Annotated in this window: 12 protein-coding genes; 8 read left to right on the top strand and 4 right to left on the bottom strand. The window is 61.9% G+C overall.

Annotation, left to right across the window (positions count from 1 at the left end):
* Window positions 1-74: 74 nt before the first annotated feature.
* The 4 genes from C1717_RS04200 to C1717_RS04185 all read left to right on the top strand — a co-directional run bounded on the left by C1717_RS04200 (window position 75) and on the right by C1717_RS04185 (window position 3,748).
* A complete protein-coding gene (locus C1717_RS04200) occupies window positions 75-620 on the top strand; it encodes a DJ-1 family glyoxalase III (protein ID WP_102371981.1) in 546 nt (181 codons plus the stop codon).
* The gene (locus tag C1717_RS04195; RefSeq protein WP_102371980.1) at window positions 617-1,195 is read left to right on the top strand and encodes a Maf family protein; all 579 of its coding nucleotides are present in this window, start codon (window positions 617-619) and stop codon (window positions 1,193-1,195) included. The genes C1717_RS04200 and C1717_RS04195 overlap by 4 nt, the downstream gene beginning before the upstream one ends.
* Before the next feature lie 12 nt (window positions 1,196-1,207).
* A complete protein-coding gene (locus C1717_RS04190; RefSeq protein ID WP_102371979.1) occupies window positions 1,208-2,203 on the top strand; it encodes a P1 family peptidase in 996 nt (331 codons plus the stop codon).
* 87 nt (window positions 2,204-2,290) lie between these two features.
* The gene (locus C1717_RS04185; RefSeq protein WP_102371978.1) at window positions 2,291-3,748 is read left to right on the top strand and encodes a basic amino acid/polyamine antiporter; all 1,458 of its coding nucleotides are present in this window, start codon (window positions 2,291-2,293) and stop codon (window positions 3,746-3,748) included.
* A gap of 176 nt (window positions 3,749-3,924) precedes the next feature.
* On the opposite strand, the gene C1717_RS04180 is transcribed toward C1717_RS04185, so the two are convergent.
* Both C1717_RS04180 and glf read right to left on the bottom strand, forming a co-directional pair.
* Window positions 3,925-4,956 carry a glycosyltransferase family 2 protein gene (locus tag C1717_RS04180; RefSeq protein ID WP_102371977.1) on the bottom strand — a complete coding sequence of 344 codons (1,032 nt, stop codon included), beginning with the start codon at window positions 4,954-4,956 and terminating at the stop codon, window positions 3,925-3,927.
* Complete coding sequence (gene glf, locus C1717_RS04175; RefSeq protein ID WP_102371976.1) at window positions 4,949-6,151, bottom strand: UDP-galactopyranose mutase; 1,203 nt, start codon at window positions 6,149-6,151, stop codon at window positions 4,949-4,951. The genes C1717_RS04180 and glf overlap by 8 nt, the downstream gene beginning before the upstream one ends.
* A gap of 216 nt (window positions 6,152-6,367) precedes the next feature.
* On the opposite strand from glf, the gene pta reads away from it, so the two are divergent.
* The 4 genes from pta (at window position 6,368) to C1717_RS04155 (ending at window position 10,631) form a co-directional block, all read left to right on the top strand.
* Complete coding sequence (gene pta / locus C1717_RS04170) at window positions 6,368-7,354, top strand: phosphate acetyltransferase (RefSeq protein ID WP_102371975.1); 987 nt, start codon at window positions 6,368-6,370, stop codon at window positions 7,352-7,354.
* Between the two features lie 209 nt (window positions 7,355-7,563).
* A complete protein-coding gene (locus tag C1717_RS04165) occupies window positions 7,564-9,468 on the top strand; it encodes a fructose-1,6-bisphosphatase (RefSeq protein ID WP_102371974.1) in 1,905 nt (634 codons plus the stop codon).
* A 119-nt stretch (window positions 9,469-9,587) separates the two neighbouring features.
* A complete protein-coding gene (locus tag C1717_RS04160; RefSeq protein WP_102371973.1) occupies window positions 9,588-9,980 on the top strand; it encodes a GtrA family protein in 393 nt (130 codons plus the stop codon).
* A gap of 246 nt (window positions 9,981-10,226) precedes the next feature.
* Window positions 10,227-10,631, top strand: coding sequence for a GtrA family protein (locus C1717_RS04155; RefSeq protein ID WP_102371972.1), 405 nt, complete (start codon window positions 10,227-10,229; stop codon window positions 10,629-10,631).
* Window positions 10,632-10,736: 105 nt separating this feature from the next.
* Here C1717_RS04155 and C1717_RS04150 read toward each other — a convergent pair whose 3' ends face one another.
* The gene (locus tag C1717_RS04150; protein ID WP_180965835.1) at window positions 10,737-11,771 is read right to left on the bottom strand and encodes a DUF4430 domain-containing protein; all 1,035 of its coding nucleotides are present in this window, start codon (window positions 11,769-11,771) and stop codon (window positions 10,737-10,739) included.
* Window positions 11,761-17,871: a DUF4430 domain-containing protein gene (locus tag C1717_RS04145; protein WP_180965834.1), complete on the bottom strand. Its 6,111-nt coding sequence runs from the start codon at window positions 17,869-17,871 to the stop codon at window positions 11,761-11,763. Before C1717_RS04145 ends, C1717_RS04150 begins: the two co-directional genes overlap by 11 nt.
* Window positions 17,872-18,218 lie beyond the last annotated feature (347 nt).

The following is an 18,218-nucleotide window of genomic DNA, read 5'->3' as shown; positions in this document are numbered from 1 at the left end:
CTCGGACAGCGGTCAAATCGCCCATGCTCGTGGGTATAAGTGATGGGATGCGTCGTCTAAGGGAAGGAATCTCCATGAGTGCCGTTGCCGTTTTGGTCGCCGATGGGTTCGAGACCATCGAGTGCCTCACCATCGTCGATGTCCTGCGCCGGGGAGGCGTGCGCGTGTCGCTCGTCTCAATCCAACCCACCCGCGATGCCGTGAGCTCCCAGCAGATCGACATCGTATGCGACTACACCTTCGATGAGGTTGATTTTGACGAGTACGATTACGTCGTGCTGCCCGGCGGCATGCCGGGCACCCTGCACCTCAGGCGCGACGAGCGCGTCTGCGACGTGGTGCGCCGCTTCGCCGCGACCAAGCATGTTGCCGCCATCTGCGCCGCGCCGTCCATCTTGGGCGAGCTCGGCCTTCTGGTCGGTCGTCAGGCCACCTGCTTCCCCGGCTTCGAGAAGGCCTTCCCCGCGGGCACCTTCGCCGGGGCGAAAACCGTCATCGTAGACGGCAACATCATCACGGCCTCCGCCATGGGGCAGGCGCTTCCCTTCGCACTCGCCGTTCTCGGCGACATCGCGGGCGAAAAGGCCGTTCAGAAGGTCCGCGAGGGCATCCAGCTATGATCCTTGCATCCCAGTCTCCCCGGCGCATCTCGCTCATGCGCGAAGCTGGATTCGATGTGCGCGTCATTCCCGCCGACATCGACGAGAGCATGCTTGAGAACGAGACGCCGGCGGCACTCGTCGAGCGCCTTGCGCGCCTGAAAGCGACGTGCGCCGCACGCAAGGATGCAGAACCCGGCGAGCTCGTCGTGGCAGCGGACACCGTCGTCGCGCTCGATGGCACCGTTTTGGGCAAGCCTGTCGATGAGCAGGATGCCGAGCGGATGCTTGCGCGCCTCTCGGGTAAGACCCATGAGGTGGCAACAGGCGTGTGCATCGCACGGGGCGGTGCCCCAGACACAGCCGAGTCGTTCGTCTCAACCACGCGGGTAACCTTCTACCCGCTTACCGAAAGCGAGATTCGCACCTACGTGGCAACCGGAGAGCCTATGGACAAGGCCGGTTCATACGGCATCCAAGGTATCGGGGGGCGCCTTCTGGTCAAGGGCATCGAGGGGGACTTCTACACGGTAGTTGGCCTCCCCATCGCGCAGGTGGTACGTCGCCTGCGCGCTTTTGGAGCAACCGCTAGCTAGGATGGAAACAGCATGGCTGACGCATACCGAACCTTCCCCATACGTGATATCAAGGGGTTCTCCATCGGCAACTGGAGCGATCGCACGGCGGGTACGGGCTGCACCGTCATCGTCGCCCCCGATGGTGCCACGGGCGGCGTCGATGTGCGCGGCGGCGCGCCCGCCTCGCGCGAGACCGATCTGCTCAAACCTGAAAACACGGTCGATACCGTACATGCCGTCTGCCTATCCGGTGGCTCGGCATTCGGACTCGAAGCCGCATCAGGCGTAATGCGTGAGCTGGAGCACCGAGGCATCGGCTTGCCCGTTGGTCCTACCTGCGTCCCCATCGTCTGCTCGAGCTGCCTGTTCGATCTCGCCTTTGGAGATGGCACCGTGCGACCTGGTATCGAGGCGGGCATAGCCGCCACGAGGGACGCCCTCGACGGAACCCGCGCTTGCCCCGAGGGAACCGTCGGAGCGGGAACCGGCGCGACCGTGGGAAAGCTCCGCGGACCCGCATGCGCCATGAAAGGCGGGCTCGGAGCGCGCGCTTTGGCCATCGGCGACATCCATGTCGGTGCCATCGCGGCAGTGAATGCCTGCGGCAACGTCTACGATCCGGCAACCGGATCGGCGATCGCCGGCATGCGCGCCACTCCAGATAGTGTCGAGATCGTCGACATGGAAGAGGACATGCTTGCATCGGCTGCGAATCTCACCATGCCGCTCGACCGCACCAATACGACCATCTCCTGCATCATCACCGATGCGCGCCTAACCAAGGCGCAGGCAACCAAGGTCGCCCAGATGGCAGCCGATGCCTATGCGCATACGATTCGCCCCACGCACACCACCAACGATGGCGATACCATCTACGTCCTCGCCTCGGGTATGGTCGAGTGCGATGTCCCCCTCGACTTGATGGGGCTGGCAGCGACCCGCGCGCTCGAGCAAGCCATTTGCGCGGGATGCCTCACCGCTTGCGGAATATGCGGGATACCCGCCAACGCGGAGCTTCATGGTTAGCTATCATTCTGCATAGATTGGGGCCGAAGTTGCATTTTTCTGTGCATAATCGCCCCATCTGGCATGTAGGGCAACCAAGGAGCAAATATGTCTACACCAACCGAAACCACCCCAGCGACGGAGGCGCCACATAAAGGCATCGGCCTCATGGGCCTCATCGCCCTCGTGATTTCGTCTTCCATCGGATCGGGCGTTTTCGCGCTCTCGACCGACATCTCGGCGGCCGCTGCACCGGGCGCCGCAATCGTGGCCTGGATTCTCACCGGCGTCGGCTTCATCGCGCTGGGCACCACGTTCGGTCGCCTATCGCTCGCCCGCCCGGACCTCCGCGGTATCGTCGCGTATGCCGAAGAGGGGTTCGGCCGGTTCGTAGGGTTCGTCTCGGGCTGGGGGTACTGGCTTGCCACCTGGATCGGGAACGTCGCCTTCGCCGTTATGCTCTGCACGGCGATCGGCTACTTCTATCCCCCCTTCGCCGGCGAGCTCACCGTGCCCGCGGTCATCTTCATGTCCGTTGTCAACTGGTTCATCATCCTGCTCGTGAACCATGGTGTCGAGGAAGCCTCGGTGGTTAACGCCATCGTGATGGTGTGCAAGCTCGTCCCCATCTTCGCGTTCATCGTCACGATGATCTTCGTCTTCAGCTTCGACGTCTTCACCGCCGATTTCTGGGGCACGCTCGCCAACAACATGGGTGGTGAGACGGCGCCGGGAGACCTGGGCACGCAGATCGTGAATTGCCTCATGGTCATGATGTGGGTCTTCGCTGGTATGGAAGGCGCCACGGTGCTGGGGCATCGCGCCAACAAGAAGAGCGATGTCTCTCGCGCGACCGTGCTTGGCTGCGTGTCGCTCGTCATCATCTACATCGCGGCGTCCGTGCTGCCGTACGGCTTCCTCACCCGCGACGAACTCATGGAGCTCGGCTCGCCCTCGATGGCCTACATCTTCCAGGAGGCTGTGGGGCCCTGGGGCGGCGCTTTCATCTCGGGCGGCCTTGCGATCTCCATCATGGGTGCCTGGCTTTCCTACACCATGCTCGCCGCCGAGGCCATGAGCAGCCTCGGAAAGATGGAGCTCGTACCGAGCCTGTTCGCCAAGTTCAACAAGCACGGCGCACCTACTGCCTGCCTCATGGCCACCGGCCTCATGATCCAGTTGCTCTGCATCGTGGTGCTGTTCTCCGACGCCGCCTACCAATTCGCCTACTCGCTCACCACGGCGGCGATCGTCATCTCGTGGGCGCTCGCCTCTGCCTACATGGTCAAGTGGGCTTGGCCCAAGCGGCATGAGGGACAGATGGGCTCGCTCGTGCTGGGGCTCGTCGCCACCATCTACCTTGTGGTCGCCATCCTCCTCGCCGGCGTCAACCTGCTCATGATGTGCTGCATCCTCTACATCCCCGGCATGGTCGCCTATCTGATGGCATGCCGTGAGTACAAGCACAAGCCGTTCGAGCGCTGGGAACTTATATTGGCCATCGTGCTCATGATCATCGCAGTGGTAACGATCTACCTGCTCGCGACCGGCGTGTTTACCATCTAGCGCGAATCGAGCCTTTGGGCGGGACCGCTTGACATGATGGGCGGGACCGCCTGACACGGTTCAGACACCGAAAAGGGGCCATCGGTTTCCGATGGCCCCTTCACATGCGGTTCGATGTTGCTGGGCAGGCTCCTTACTACAGGGATTCCCGAGCGCAACAAGCCCTCGCATCTTTGTCAGTTGAACTTGAAGATCCTGTTCGCCACGCGATAGAGCGCGATGGAGGTCTTCTCGCCAGCCTTGGTGGGCAGGTTGGTCCCGATGCCCAAAAGGCCGCAGCGCGCATGACGATACATGCGCTCGTCGTATTCCTTGAGCTCAGCCCAGATGCGCTTGTTCTCCTCCTTCATCTCAGGATCCTCCGAGAGCTTGGAGAAGATGGAGCAGACGGACATCATCATGGTGAAATAGCCCATCATGTAAGAGCTCAGGCGCGCCTCCTTGATGTCGGTGTAGAGATGATACGCCTTCATCATGATGCGCGTGATGCGGAACTGCTGGTCCAGGCGGCGAATCATCGTAGCCTCGTTCACGCTCTGGCCCTCACGGCCAATGAAGTAGCGATAGAGGTCGATGTCCGCGTAATACATGGTCTTGCACAGCGGTAACGGCACGTATGCATAGATGTTATCCACGTAGAACGTGTGAGGCGGCATCGGCAGGTCCGCCTCACGCACCACCTCCGTGCGGTAGGTGAGGCTGTGCATGAGCAGATTCTGGTCGGGGCGGAAGTAACCGACCTTATCCCAGCCGAAGATCTTCTTACGGGGCAGAGCGCCATGGTAGCTGATGGTCATGTGCTTGCCCTCGTGCACCTTCTCGTACACATAGTTCGAGATGAAGAGGTCAACGAGCGTGCCGCGCTCCTCAAAGCCGCGCAGGATGGTGAGCATCGTGGAAAGAGCCGACGCATCGAGCCAGTCATCGGAGTCGACAACCTTGTAGTACACGCCCTGCGCCTCGCGCAAACCGGAGAGGACGGCTATACCATGGCCGCCGTTCTCCTGATGGATGGCGCGGATGATGCCGGGGTAGCGCTCCTCCCACTCGTCCGCCTTGGCAGGCGTCTCGTCCTTGCTGCCGTCATCAACGATGATGATCTCCACATCGGGAGCGAAGTTGCTTCCCTCGAGAATCGAGGTGATGCAATGGTCCATGTCGGCGGCAGAGTTGTAGCAGGGAATTCCAAAAGTGATGATCTTATGCATGGCAGGCAATGATTTCGTCGGATAGGTCGAGGGCGGACTCGGTCACCGCATCCATATCGTAGTAGCGGTACTCGGCGAGACGGCCCACCGGATGGAAGTTGGTGAGGTTCTGCACGCGCTCCAGGTAGCGCTCGTAGAGCTCCTGGTTCTTGGGATCGATGATGGCGTAGTACGGAGTCTGGCCGCTGCCGGGCTCGTACGCGTGGCTAAACTCCTTCATGATGGTGGTCTTGCCCGGCACCACCTGCCCGGTCATGTTCTTGAACTCGGTGATGCGCGTGAAATCCTCGCTCGTGGTGTAGTTCACGGTGCCCACGGGCTGGAACTGGTCCTGGTCGAGGGTCTCGAAGACCATGTCGAGCGTGCGGTACGGAAGCGCGCCGAGGTCGAGGTTGAAGAGCTCGTCGAGCGGACCGGTGTAGACGATCTCGCCGCCGTAGACCTTGCCGCAGACCTTGACGTTCGTCTCGCCGATCTCGAAGATGTCACGGGCATCAACGCCCACGAACACATCGATGAGGTCGTGATCGAGCATATGCTCGAAGAGCACCGTGTAGCCCTCCTCGGGCATGCCCTGGTAGGGAGCCTGCGGGAAGTAGCGGTCGTCATCGCCGATGAAAACCGGCACGCGTCCGGTGACCGACGGGTCGATCTCATCGGGCGTCTGGCCCCATTGCTTCATGGTGTAGTAGAGGAAGACGTTCTCGTAAACGTAATCGGCGACCTCCTGCAGGTCGGGATCGTTCTTCTGGCGGAGCTCCATGATGGGGACCTTCTTATCGGCCCCGAACGCGTCCACGAGCTTCTGGTAGAGCTGCTCGCCGCGCTCCTCGCCGAAGGCGAGCTTCAGGCTCGTATGGTTGAAGGGCACGGGCATGAGCGTGCCATGGATGTTGGCAAGGACCTTGTGCTGGTAGTCGGTCCACTTGGTAAAACGCGAGAGGAACTCGTGCACGCGCTCGCTGTAGGTATGGTAGATATGCGGACCGTACTCGTGGATGAGGATGCCGTCCTCGTTCAAGCGGTCAAAGGCATTGCCCGCGATGTGGTCGCGGCGCTCAAGAACCGCCACGCGGAATCCGGCGCTCTCCGCGATACGGCGGGCGCACACCGCTCCGGCGTACCCGGCTCCGACCACGATCATGTCATACGAATCGGGGTTGAACGTCTCGGGAAGGCCGTTCGAGATATCCATATGTGCTCCTTGCAGGCTACTCTCGGATGTCCTAGAGGACATACGGGCATTTATCAGAGCGATTATAGCGCTCAGGGTCATATAATAGGTCATGTCACACAAGGAAAGCTCAACATGGTGCGCCGTGTGTCGATTATCTGAATGCGCGGGGCGGATTCGCGCATGCAGCGGATATCCCACGGAGCGCGTGTATGGGCCATGACATGAGGAGCATTGATGAGTGACTTCCTGAACCGAATGAAGGCCGCCGCCAAGACGGACGTCAAGACGATCGTCCTCCCCGAGGGCGAGGATCCGCGCACGATCGAGGCAGCCAAGAAGATCATTGAGGAGGGTCTGGCGAAGCTCGTCATCCTCGGCGACCCTGCCCAGATCGACGTCCCCGGCGCGCAGGTCATCGACCCGACGAGCCCCACGGCCCCCAACCATGAGGCGTACTCCCAGAAGTTCGCCGAGCTGCGTGCCAAGAAGGGCGTCACCATCGAGCAGGCGCGCGCCCAGATGATGGACGCAACCTACTACGGCACCATGATGGTCAAGATGGGAGATGCCGACGGCCTGGTCTCGGGTGCCTGCCATTCCACCGCCAACACCTTGCGCCCGGCGCTCCAGATCCTCAAGACCGCCCCTGGTACCAAGCTCGTCTCCGCCTTCATGGTCATGTGCACCAAGACGCCTGAGTTCGGCGCCGACGGCACGCTCGTCTTCGCTGACTGCGGGCTGAATATCGACCCCACCTCTGACGAGCTCTCCGAGATCGCCATCGCCTCCGCCCACTCGTTCAAGACCTTCATGGGCGACATCGAGCCCAAGGTCGCCATGCTCTCTTACTCCACCATGGGCTCCGCGGGCGGCGACACCGCCAAGAAGGTCCAGGAAGCCACCGCATTCGCCAAGGACAAGGCGCCCGAGCTCGCCATCGACGGCGACCTGCAGCTCGACGCCGCCATCGTGCCGAGCGTGGCGCAGCTCAAGGCACCCGAGAGCAAGGTCGCCGGCCACGCGAACGTGCTCGTCTTCCCCAACCTCGAGACCGGCAACATCGGCTACAAGCTCGTTCAGCGCTTTGGCCAGGCTGAAGCCTACGGCCCGATCCTGCAGGGCATCGCCAAGCCGGTGAACGATCTCTCGCGCGGCTGCTCGGCAGACGACATCGTGGGCGTCGTCGCCATCACCTGCGTCCAGGCGCAGCTCTCCGCGTAGCGCCAGCTTCGCGGCAGCTTCGCGGCTCCGCATATCGTCCACATACTTCGCCGCTGGGGCGCCTGTAGCCGACCGCTCACAGGCGCCCCGCGCGTTCTTCACGACGGCTCGATAACCACTCGGCATAATGGTCGGCACCGCGCATCCTGCGTCCGCCATCGGACGCTCGAAGCAGCAACTGACCCGTGGCACCCAGCCAAGGAGGCCCCATGATCATGCACGATGCTCCCGAGCAGACCGTCAAGTACCTCTCGCTGCTGGGACAGCAGTTCCCCAACCAGCAGGCGGTCTTCACCGAGATCATCAACCTGCAAGCCATCTTGAACCTTCCCAAGGGAACCGAGCACTTCATGAGCGACGTGCACGGCGAGTACGAAGCCTTCCTGCACATCCTCAACAACTGTTCAGGCGTTGTTCGCGAGCATGTGGACGAGGACTTCGGCGATACGCTCAACGAAGAGGAGAAGGACAATCTCTGCACGCTCATCTACTACCCACATGAGAAAATCGCCCTCGTCCATGCGGCGCATCAAGACTCCCCCACCTGGTACAAGCGCATGCTCGACCAGCTCATCACCGTCGCACGTCGCCTGTCGAGCCGCTACACCCGCTCCAAGGTACGCAAGGCCATCCCGCATGATTTCGCCTATATCATCGACGAGCTGCTCCACACCCACCCGGATGAGAACAACTACCGTGTGAGGTACCACGAACGAATCATCGATTCCATCCTCGAAACCGATTCCACAGAGGAGTTCATCTACTCGCTCGCAGAGCTCATCAAGGTGCTCGCCGTAGACCACATCCACTTGGTGGGCGACATCTTCGACCGAGGCGGCGGCGCTGCGAAGATCATGGACCGCTTGCTGAGCTGCGTCCACCAGCGGACCGACATCCAGTGGGGCAATCATGACATCCTCTGGATGGGAGCGGCGGCAGGCGACGCGGCATGCATCGTATCGGTGCTGCGCAACAACCTGCGATACAACAACTACGAGATCCTCGAGAACGACTACGGCATCTCGCTGCGCGGGCTCGTGTCCTTTGCAGACCGGACCTACCGCGGCGGCGAGCGAATCGATCCGCTTATGAAGGCCATCGACGTGCTGCTGTTCAAGCTCGAGGGCCAGATCATCTATCGTCACCCTGAATTCGACATGGAAGACCGGCTCCTCCTCGACAAGATCGACCTCGAAGCGGGCACGGTCACCATCGGAGACGAGACCCATCCGCTCATAACGAGCGACTTCCCCACCATCGACCCCGAACACCCCTACGAGCTCACGCCCGAGGAAGCCCGCATCGTCCAGAAGCTGGTAGACGAGTTCACCGGTACCGATCATCTGCACAGCCATATCGATTTCCTCTACCGGCACGGTTCGGTCTATCTCGTGAGCAACAACAACCTGCTCTTCCATGGCTGCGTTCCGCTCAACGAGGACGGGACCTTCGCGAGCGTAAACTGCGAGGGTACCTGGCGCTCAGGCCGCGACTACCTGGATTTCTGCGACCATATCGCGCGGCGTGCCTGGCGCGACCACGACCGCGATGCACTCGACTGGATGTGGTACCTCTGGATCGGGCACCGATCACCGCTCTCGGGACGGAACGTGAAGACATTCGAGCGCTCGTTCATCGAAGACAAGGCGACTTGGATCGAGCCCATGGACCCCTACTTCACCCTCACGCACGACCCCGCGTGTTGCGACATGATCATGCGCGAGTTCGGCGTGCAGCCCGAACGCGGCCATATCATCAACGGGCACACGCCGGTAAAGACCACCAGCGGCGAGAAGCCCATCCGCGCCGACGGCAAACTGCTCGTGATCGACGGGGGGTTCTGCACGGCATACCATCCCAAGACGGGCATCGCGGGCTACACCCTCATCTCGAGCTCTCGCGGCATGCGCCTGAAAGCCCATGAAGCGTTTAGGACGGTGACCGAGGCTATCACCCACAACGCGGACATCCGTAGCGAGACCACGCAGTTTGCAGCAGCAGAGCGCCGCATCATGGTGGCAGACACCGATACGGGCACCAAGATCCGCGAGCAGATCCAAGACCTGCGCATGCTGCTCGATGCGTATCGGACCGGCCTCATCAAGGAGCACTAGCGCGATCGCCCAGGAGCGTTGCGTGGAGATGGGCTTCGCAACGCAGCGAGTCGGCTATAATACGTCGTTCGGATACGAAGTGCCAGATGGCAGCATAGCTAACACGGAAGAGTTGCACCATGGGGAAGCTCGTCGCACAGATCATGAAATTCGGCGTGGTAGGCGTCATCGCGTTCTTCATCGATTTCGGCGTGATGGTCTTTCTCACCGAAGTCTTTGGGATGAACCCGGTCGCCTCGGCAACGATATCGTTCACCGTCTCGGTGGTGTTCAACTACCTCGCCAGCATGCGCTATGTGTTCCAGCATCGCGAAGGTATGAGCCGCACGCGCGAGTTCGTCACCTTCGTTGTGCTGTCCGTCATCGGCCTTGCCATCAACGACGCGCTCATGTGGGCAGGCACGGAGCTTGCCGCCTTCGATTATCGGCTCGTGAAGATCATCACCACCGCCGTCGTGATGGTGTGGAACTTCGTCACGCGCAAGATCTTTCTCGAGGAACACGGGGCTTAACCGGGGCCTTCGACACCCTTGGCGTGCATCGGCTACCGGATACATCTTCCTGCGGGCGCATGGGGCCATAGCGGAAGCTCCGCGCACCGGACTCGAAATTGCGCAGATTTCGTCGCGTTTTTCTGAGTTCTCAGCAGAAACCCTTACACAAGCTTACATATTCCCTATAGATAGACTATAGTCACTAGCTGCGATGGAAGCGAACGCGTATAGGATGCGCTTGTATTCGCGAGATGGAGTGGTCGCGTGCTCGATACGCTTAAGAATCCTGGAACCCAGCAGTTCCTCAGATTCGCCGTGGTGGGTCTTATCTCATTTGCGGTCGATTGGCTGCTGCTTGTGGTCCTCACCGATTTGTGCCACGTCGATTACCTCATGAGCACGAGCGTTTCGTTCACCGTCTCCGTTGCCCTGAACTATGCGCTGAGCGTGCGCTACGTGTTCCCGCACCGCGACGACATGAGCCGCAAGCGCGAGTTCACCATCTTCGCCATCCTCTCCGCCATCGGACTTGGTCTCACCGATGTGTTCATGTTCGTGGGCGTCACCATGCTGAACATCGCCTATCAGGCGATGAAGATCATCGCGACGTTCTGCGTCACGTGGTACAACTACTTCAGCCGCAGGAAATTCCTTACTGCGGTGAAGTAGCGCAGGATCCCAGCGACCATCCACCGATATACAGTAAAGGCCAGCCTACAGACTGGCCTTTTTGCTATCGAGCTGAACCGCCCTATCGCCATCTTGCCGCTCTCGCTACGAAACCACGTAGGACCACCGAACTTGGTCGCCATCCGAAAGCGAATAGTCGCTCGCGCTCTTGTTGATGGTGCTTCCGTTCACCGTGAATACCCATCCGCTCATGTCGCCATGCTCCTTCTCGGCGAGACCTGCGATGGCCGAGACGTAGATGCCGTACGCGGTCGATTGCGCGTTAACGCTGACACCCGTTGCCAGCAGCGCTTCGTACACCGTAGCACCAGCCGCAAGCGAAACGCTGGCAGAAGAACTGCCCGCCCCGACCGACGAGCCGTCGATGGTAACACTGACCGTGATGAGTCCGTCCGATGCGTCTTGGCCCGCATCGCTTCCCTGCTCAGTCAAAACGCTGGAAGCTGAAGACCCGCCTGCTGAAGACGCCTCCCTGAAGGGTATCTCCGACCCATCGGGCAGTATCGGCGCCTCACCGGAGGACTGGTCTACACCCAATCCAGAGACGGCCTCGTAGCACGCATCTGAAAGCCTATAGGCACTGCACGCAGCAAGGAGCTCTGGCAAGGTACCATCGGTGGAGGCTGCAGAGGCATCCAAGCACAGGGCCGCGAGAACGGACCCAGCGGAATCCTCGGCAATCCATGTGACGCGATACTCCTCAGCACCTCTATCCGCAAGCCATCCTGCCAAGGCGGCGGTTCGACAAGCAGAGATCTCGGCAGCTTCGGAGAGGTCGCCTGAGAGCTTGGTTTCCACCCAGACGCCATCACCCGAGACTACTACCGCAGGCTCCTCATCATCGTCTACCGAAACATCGCCCCCGCCGAATTCGAGATCGCGTAGCGCCGCCTCGATATCTTCGACCGAAGGCTCCCAAGACTCAGGCGCGGAGTCCGCATCGTACGCAGACCCCTGATCGTCAGCAACCGTGTTGAACAGCTCCGAGGAGAGAAACGCAAGGGGGTCCCCGCCTGTGGCGTATATCCCAGCGCACCATGCACAGACCGCTATCAACGCAGCAGCCGCGACGGCCACGATAAGACGCGCGGGGGCAATGTGGAATCGGTTATCGCTCATGATCTTCCCTCTCATCACCTCGACGACCCCGCATCCATGCGACAGCAAGGATGAGGGCGCCGAGCCCCATGCCCACGAACGGCCAAAGCGGAATGCCGGAACCATCCTGGACCCCGGCGGCCCTCACGACCCCTCCCGTGGGCAGCGATCCGGAAGGCTCGTCGGAGTGAAATCCGTCTAGAAGGGACCCCTCGTCCGCACCGTCAGCATCGGCAGCATTTCCCGTAAGCGTGATGCGCAGCGACGATCGCAGCGAGGGCAGGGTTGCCGATGCGCCGCCTTCGCTTGAGGGCTCCCCAGAGCTACCATCCCCTGGCTCGACAACGGCAGATCCCGGCAAGAGCTTGAACAGGTAACCGGAATCGTTGAGGTAGTACACAGCGCCATCGGACCCTACGACCACGTTAGCCGTGCAGCAGCCTGCCTCGCCGCTCGAGGGCAGATGGAGCAAGCGCGCCCGCCCATCGCCGACACGATAGAGATAGGCGGCACCATTGGCAGCGTTGCAGGTGAAGTAGACATATGCCGAGCCGTCGCGCAGAGAGACCGTTGGGGTAGCTTTGACCTCACCCGGCAGGGCGTCGCCATCGCCATACGTGGTGACGCTGTGCGCAACCTGCATGCTCGCGAGGTCGACCACCGCAAGCACACCGGCGTATTGCGCAGTCGAACCGCCCACGTATGCATAGCCATTCGCTATGGTTGGCGTCGAGGTGGAATATGCTGCGAACGAGACGCTTCCCACCTCCGCCATCGATCCGCCCTCCCCAAGCGCAATCTTATGCAGAGCGCCATCGCGCGAGACCACGTAGATTGTCGACGAATCATCAGGATCGGAAACCGGCTTGGAGCGAACCGGCGTATCGAGCGCGAGCTCGAAGAGGACATCGCCCGTCGCCGGATCGATCGAGCGCACAGCACCGTTAGCGTCGACGGTTACCAGGTAGTCGCTCGAGAGCTCGCCGCCCGTCCAATAGTAGCCCGCATCGCCGGCGCCCGCACTCGACCACCTCACCGCGCCCGTGCGCAGATTAACGCAGAAGAATGCTCCCGTTTCGCCCGATGTAGACGTGGTGCCGAAATAGGCGTACCCCCCAAATACGGTGAGCGAGGAAAGCGTTTGCTGCCCCTCTGCAAGAGCATCGGTGAGGGTGACCGTAACAAGCGTATCGGCTCTCATCACCTGAAGGCGCCCGTCGTGGAGAGGAATGACGACGAGCCCATCGCTGTATACCACGCGCGCTGCCGAGTCGATCGAGGTTGCAAGCAGAGCGCTTCCCAGGCGGGCACCCGTTGCCGCATCGTAGACACAGAGCTCGTCCCCGACCGCGACGTACAGCCGCCCGTTTGCGATGACCGGATCGGCTGCGTACACTGACGCGGCGATGTCGCTACCCACGTCGACGCTCCAAGCGAGCTCTCCCCCTTCCGAGGGTGTTCCGCTGTTCTCGACAGCCCCCGGGGCGAACCCTTCCCATTCCGCCTCCCAACCGCTCGGACGCCCGTCCCAAGCATCCGGATCAACCTGGATGTCGTTCTCGGGCAGCTCGGTGCCGGAGCTGGAGTAGTACCATGCGACGCGGCAGCCCGGCTCGAGCTCGATTTGCCCGGCGCCGGCTTGCGCGGGCTCCCCATAGACGAAGAGCTGCCAGTACCTCCCCGTCTGCTCATCCCATCCGAGCTCGACGCCGTTATAGGGCGAGGTCATCGATGAGAGGTAGTAGCCCGATGTTCCAACTCCGGAGGAAACGTGCGCGAGACCTTGCGCATCGAGCAGGCGCTCCGTAAGGTCCGCAACGGTAGACCCCACTGGCAGGGAGATCTCGGTAAGGCCCACCCAAGCCGCGTCCGCGCCATCGGCATCGGGTCCTATGACCTGGACCGTCGAGGTCACCTTCGCCGTTCCGATATCGTCAAGCGAGGAGCCGTACGCCGAGTAGTACCATACGACCTCATTGCCAGCCTGAAGCACGACGCTTTCCGCGCCAACTTCGGACGCTGCACCGTTCACGAAAAGCTGCCAGTACCTCCCCGTAGCGTCATCGTAGGACAGCACGCGGCCATCGGGAGCGGTGATGCTGTTCAGATACCATCCGTATGCGCCCGTCCCCGTATCCGCTTCGAGGCCGGCATCGGAAAGGATGCTCTCGGTAAGCTCCGCCGCTGTGGTGCCTTGCTCCACCTCGATGGAGCTAGGAGCAGCCCATACCTCGTCTGATCCAAAAGCATCGACGCCCACCACTTGGGCGGAGACCGCGATGCCCGGCTCGGAGGACTCCTCGGTCCCTAAAACGGTCACGGTAGCCGTGACCGTCTGGTTGGCAAGGCCAGCGAATACAGGACCCCATGTCGCGTCATCTGCATAGCGCTCGGCATAGCGGGCGTAGCGCTCGCTGGAAAGCGCGCTCGTGATGGCTACTTCAACATCATGGGCGGGCCGGACGACGTTGAGCGTATCGTGAGCGACCACCGAGGAATCGCTCGATTTGAACCAGTGGCCGGCAACGACGCCCATATCGTCATCGGGCTCGAGGTCGTCCGCGACGATGCCCGATCCCACGGAATTCGCCGTAGCGGCATCACGTGCCCAGCAAAGCCGCCCCTCTGAGTCGCGGTACGCCTTCTGAAACGTCGAGAGGTTTCCGGTAACTGCTTGCGGAGCCTGCCCTTGCAGGAGTGCCTGCGCATACCCATCCTTGGCCGCCGCCATCAGGTTGAGCTCATCTTGGATCTCGGCTTCATCGAGGGGCGCGACCGTCAGATCCAGCGTGCTCGTGGCAACGATCTCAGGATTGTCCTTGCTTGCAACCGTCACCGTAAGCGCCACGGGCGCCTCATCTGCTCCGGGGAGCGGCCTGAAGACGTTGCCGCGGTACCCGTTCACGGCGACCGCATCGGAATCGGCACTGTACGCAACGGTGTAACGAGCCCCGTCGATGCCGAATGCGCTCGGACGCGGCAACTGCAGGTCGCCCGTAACCGCCGCGGGATCCACTGCGCCACCGTCGATGTAGGCAAGCGTCCCGGCGGAGAACGCCCGATCGACGGAAGCCTGCAGCTCGGTGCTGGCCTGATCCACCGCATCTGGATCCGCTTTCACGATGACGCGATACGGAACCTCGACCGTGACGGCCTCAGGCCCGCCCGAAGCGGAGACGCCCACGCGCGCCGTAAGCGTCACCTCGGCATCCGCGTAACGACGCGTGACCTCGCCGGTATAGTCATCCCAGCTGTATCCGGTGACCTCGACAGACCCCTCATCCGAGGACGACCAGGTCACCGTAGACCAGCTCTTTCCCGCAAGCTTATACGGCAGCGTGACGTCCTGCATGACGGCATCTGCGCAATCCCCCTGCGCATAGCCGATGGCGAGCGACGTGGCGACGTCATCCTCCAGCATGCTGCGAACGCGAGCCTCGTCCCACGGCATAACCGTGGCACGTTCAGGCGTGAACGCCACACTCTCGCCATCGCGAGAGAGTGTGAACGTAGGTGTGATGCTGCGATACGTGGAGAAGCCCGCCCAACCCGTCAGATCATCGGGGTCCATGAAGAAGTAGGTGATGTCGCCGTTCGTCGCATCATTCGTCGTCGAGATGCCCAGGCTTGCCGAGTCGCTGGGGCTGGAAACCCTAACCGCCGAGACGCTCACCTCGACATCGGTGACGCCCATGGCGCGCAGCTCCTCCTCGAGAAGGGCGTTCGCATTTGTATCTTCTCCGTATACAGGCTCCAGGCGCCAGCCCGCGTCGGAAAGCTTGGCTGCGATGCCCTCGAGCGAGTCGGCGTCGATGACCGGGGAGGCCGAGACCACCTCGACGCTCGTGCCGCCGCTTGATGCGATAGCCTTGAGATACTTGCCCGCTGCCTCTGAGGGGATGGTGAGCGCGGAACCCTCGGTGCCCACGATGGGGGCAAACGGCCCCGAGGCGCTCTCACCCACGTACCAGATGATGCTCACGCCATCGGTGACGTTGTCGCCGTTCGTGGTGGACCCGTCCAGGCGGCGCGCCCAAACGGTCGCATCGACAACATCTCCCGTGAACAACCGCACCGCAGCGCCCTGAATCTGCGGCGAGGTCGTCACGCGCAGCAGGTCGTATGTCCCGGCTTCCATGACGCGACTCGTCGCGCTGCGAACCGTGTTGACGCCCGCCGTCACCTCAACGTAGACGTAGCTGCCCTCGAGCTCCTCGGTAACGCGCAACGTTCCGTCACCGGGCACATAGCCGCTGGTCAGCCGTTCATAGGTGCCATCGATCGATGACGCAGCATACCACGCGAACGTGAGGTTCGCGTCCACGGGAGCCGGGTCGTCACCGTAGGAGCCGCTCGCGACCAAGGCGGTCGGAGCCACCGTTTCGCCCACTTGGAACGCCTGGCCGGTCGACGACAGCTCGACACCGGTAAGCTCGTACTTGCCCTCGCCCATAACCGGGCCGAGGGGATCGACCCGCGTGTCGCCGTAATATCCCCGCTTGATGGTGCTCACGGCGGAGTTGGCGCTCGTCGCGCGCACCCTTAGGTACCTGCCCTCCATCGAGGAATCGACGACGTACGTCTCCGACGTAGCCCCCGGAATGTCCTGGTACGCGTCATCGCTCGTCGTGTTCGTAGCAGCCCATTGCCACTGATAACGCACCCGATCCGAGGAGGACACCTCGGTATAGGAGTTCCCTTTGTACGCCGTCGCGCGCACGGTAGACCCAACGCGCGCCTCGCCTGTCACGGTAACCTGGTAGAGCTCAACCGATCCCGGCTCGACCACGGGCCCCGCCGCAGATGAATCCTCCTCGCCAAATCCACCATCGGCGCGCGCCTCGATATAGCAGCCCAGAAGACTTCCATCAACAACAAGCTCGTTACCGGTCGCACCGGGAATCGGCGTATCGGTCGAAGCGGCGCTGCTGCCGTAGTACCACGACCAGACGACGCGCTCGCTATCCGTGACATCCTCCGAGCCCGCGCGTGCGGTGGCGGTAATCGTATCGCCGACATTCATCCTGCCGGCGTGATCGAGGCTCACGGAGGTCACATTGACCGAGCCCTGGGCGGCGACCTTCATGGTGGCAGTCGTGGTATACGTGCTCGCCCCCACCTTGGCGGTGATGACGCACCGCACGTAGCACCCCTCGTATGGAGCAAGAACGAGGTATTCGTCCGTGCCGCTCGATATGTCCTCGAAGCCATCGTTGCGACTCGTCTGGCTCACCTGCCATTGGTAGGTGAGGCTCTCCGAGGCGATCGTGGTAGAGCTTCCGCGCTCCTTGGCCTTCGCATATACCGTTTGATCTGCGGTATATACATACGTTCCACTCGAAGCGTCTGCTGAAGCCGCAAGGAAGGCGGAGTAGATGTCAACCTGCCCGGCTAGCCTCACCGGCCCTTGAGCGCTGTACCGAGAAAGCTCGACGACATTGGCACCCGCTTGGGCCTCGACCGAGAAGTAGGCGCCCGCGTAACGCGGATCGTCGACTACGAGCTCAGGACCCGTCTCGCCCTCGATGACAACCCAGCTGTCCTCGTCGAAGCCGTAGCTCGTCGGATCCTCCATGGAGTATTTCCAGGTGTAGGTCACGCCCTCGTCCTGATAAACCGGCGACCACGACGATCCTGTGTACGCGCGCGCGGTGAGGCTCACGGGCATCTGGAGAGACTCGGGGTCCTCGAGTGCGACTCCGGCAAGCTCAACGCCAGCGTCCTGAGGGCCAGCAGCGCTCTCGTTGGAAGCATCTTGGGTAGAACCGGCGACATCTCGCGCGTCTACCGCATCTTGAGCTTGACCCATGGAGCCGAGAGCGTCCCCGATGCCGGACCCGGCATCTGCGCCCCCGTTTGAAGAAGAGCCGTCGCCAAGGGGATTCGAACCTGAGCCGAGCCCCTCCGTCGTTCCGGCTTCCACGGACGCGGCGTCCTGGCCATCTACCCCTGCACCCTGGTCGACCGTCGCTGCACCTAGATCGCTTGCCTCGGGATCGGGACTTGAGATACCGCTCGACATATCCTCCAATGTCGCAGCTGCATTCGCCACGCCTTCGACCCCCATGGCCCAAAGTTCGACCGGAGCTTGTCCCCAGAGCAGGAGGACAACCAACCCCATGCTAAGGGCCTTCCGCGCAATGCGCCCAAGCATCTGTTTTGTTTTGGTATCAGTTCTGCGCCGGCGCGAGATAGCGCCTCCAAGGCACCCCGCTCGCCCGCAATCGCGTCCGACCATGCCGGACCCCTTTCCCCCAGGGCCATGACGCGCAGCAGCGCGACCGATGCGAGGCGATCCGGCTTATCGCAATCGAGCCGTGCGCGTCGTCCGATCTGCGACGCGACCCCACGGCACCGCGATTCACGGTTACTGGTATAGCTGGGGACTTGCACCCCATTCCCCTGGGCGCCTTGGCGCCCGTGCGTCTCCGCACCTGCATCGAGGCCAATGAAACTAACGGAACCCAT

This window comes from Enorma phocaeensis (assembly GCF_900186505.1).
Lineage (GTDB): Bacteria > Actinomycetota > Coriobacteriia > Coriobacteriales > Coriobacteriaceae > Enorma > Enorma phocaeensis.
This window is presented reverse-complemented; position numbering and strand designations above follow the sequence as displayed.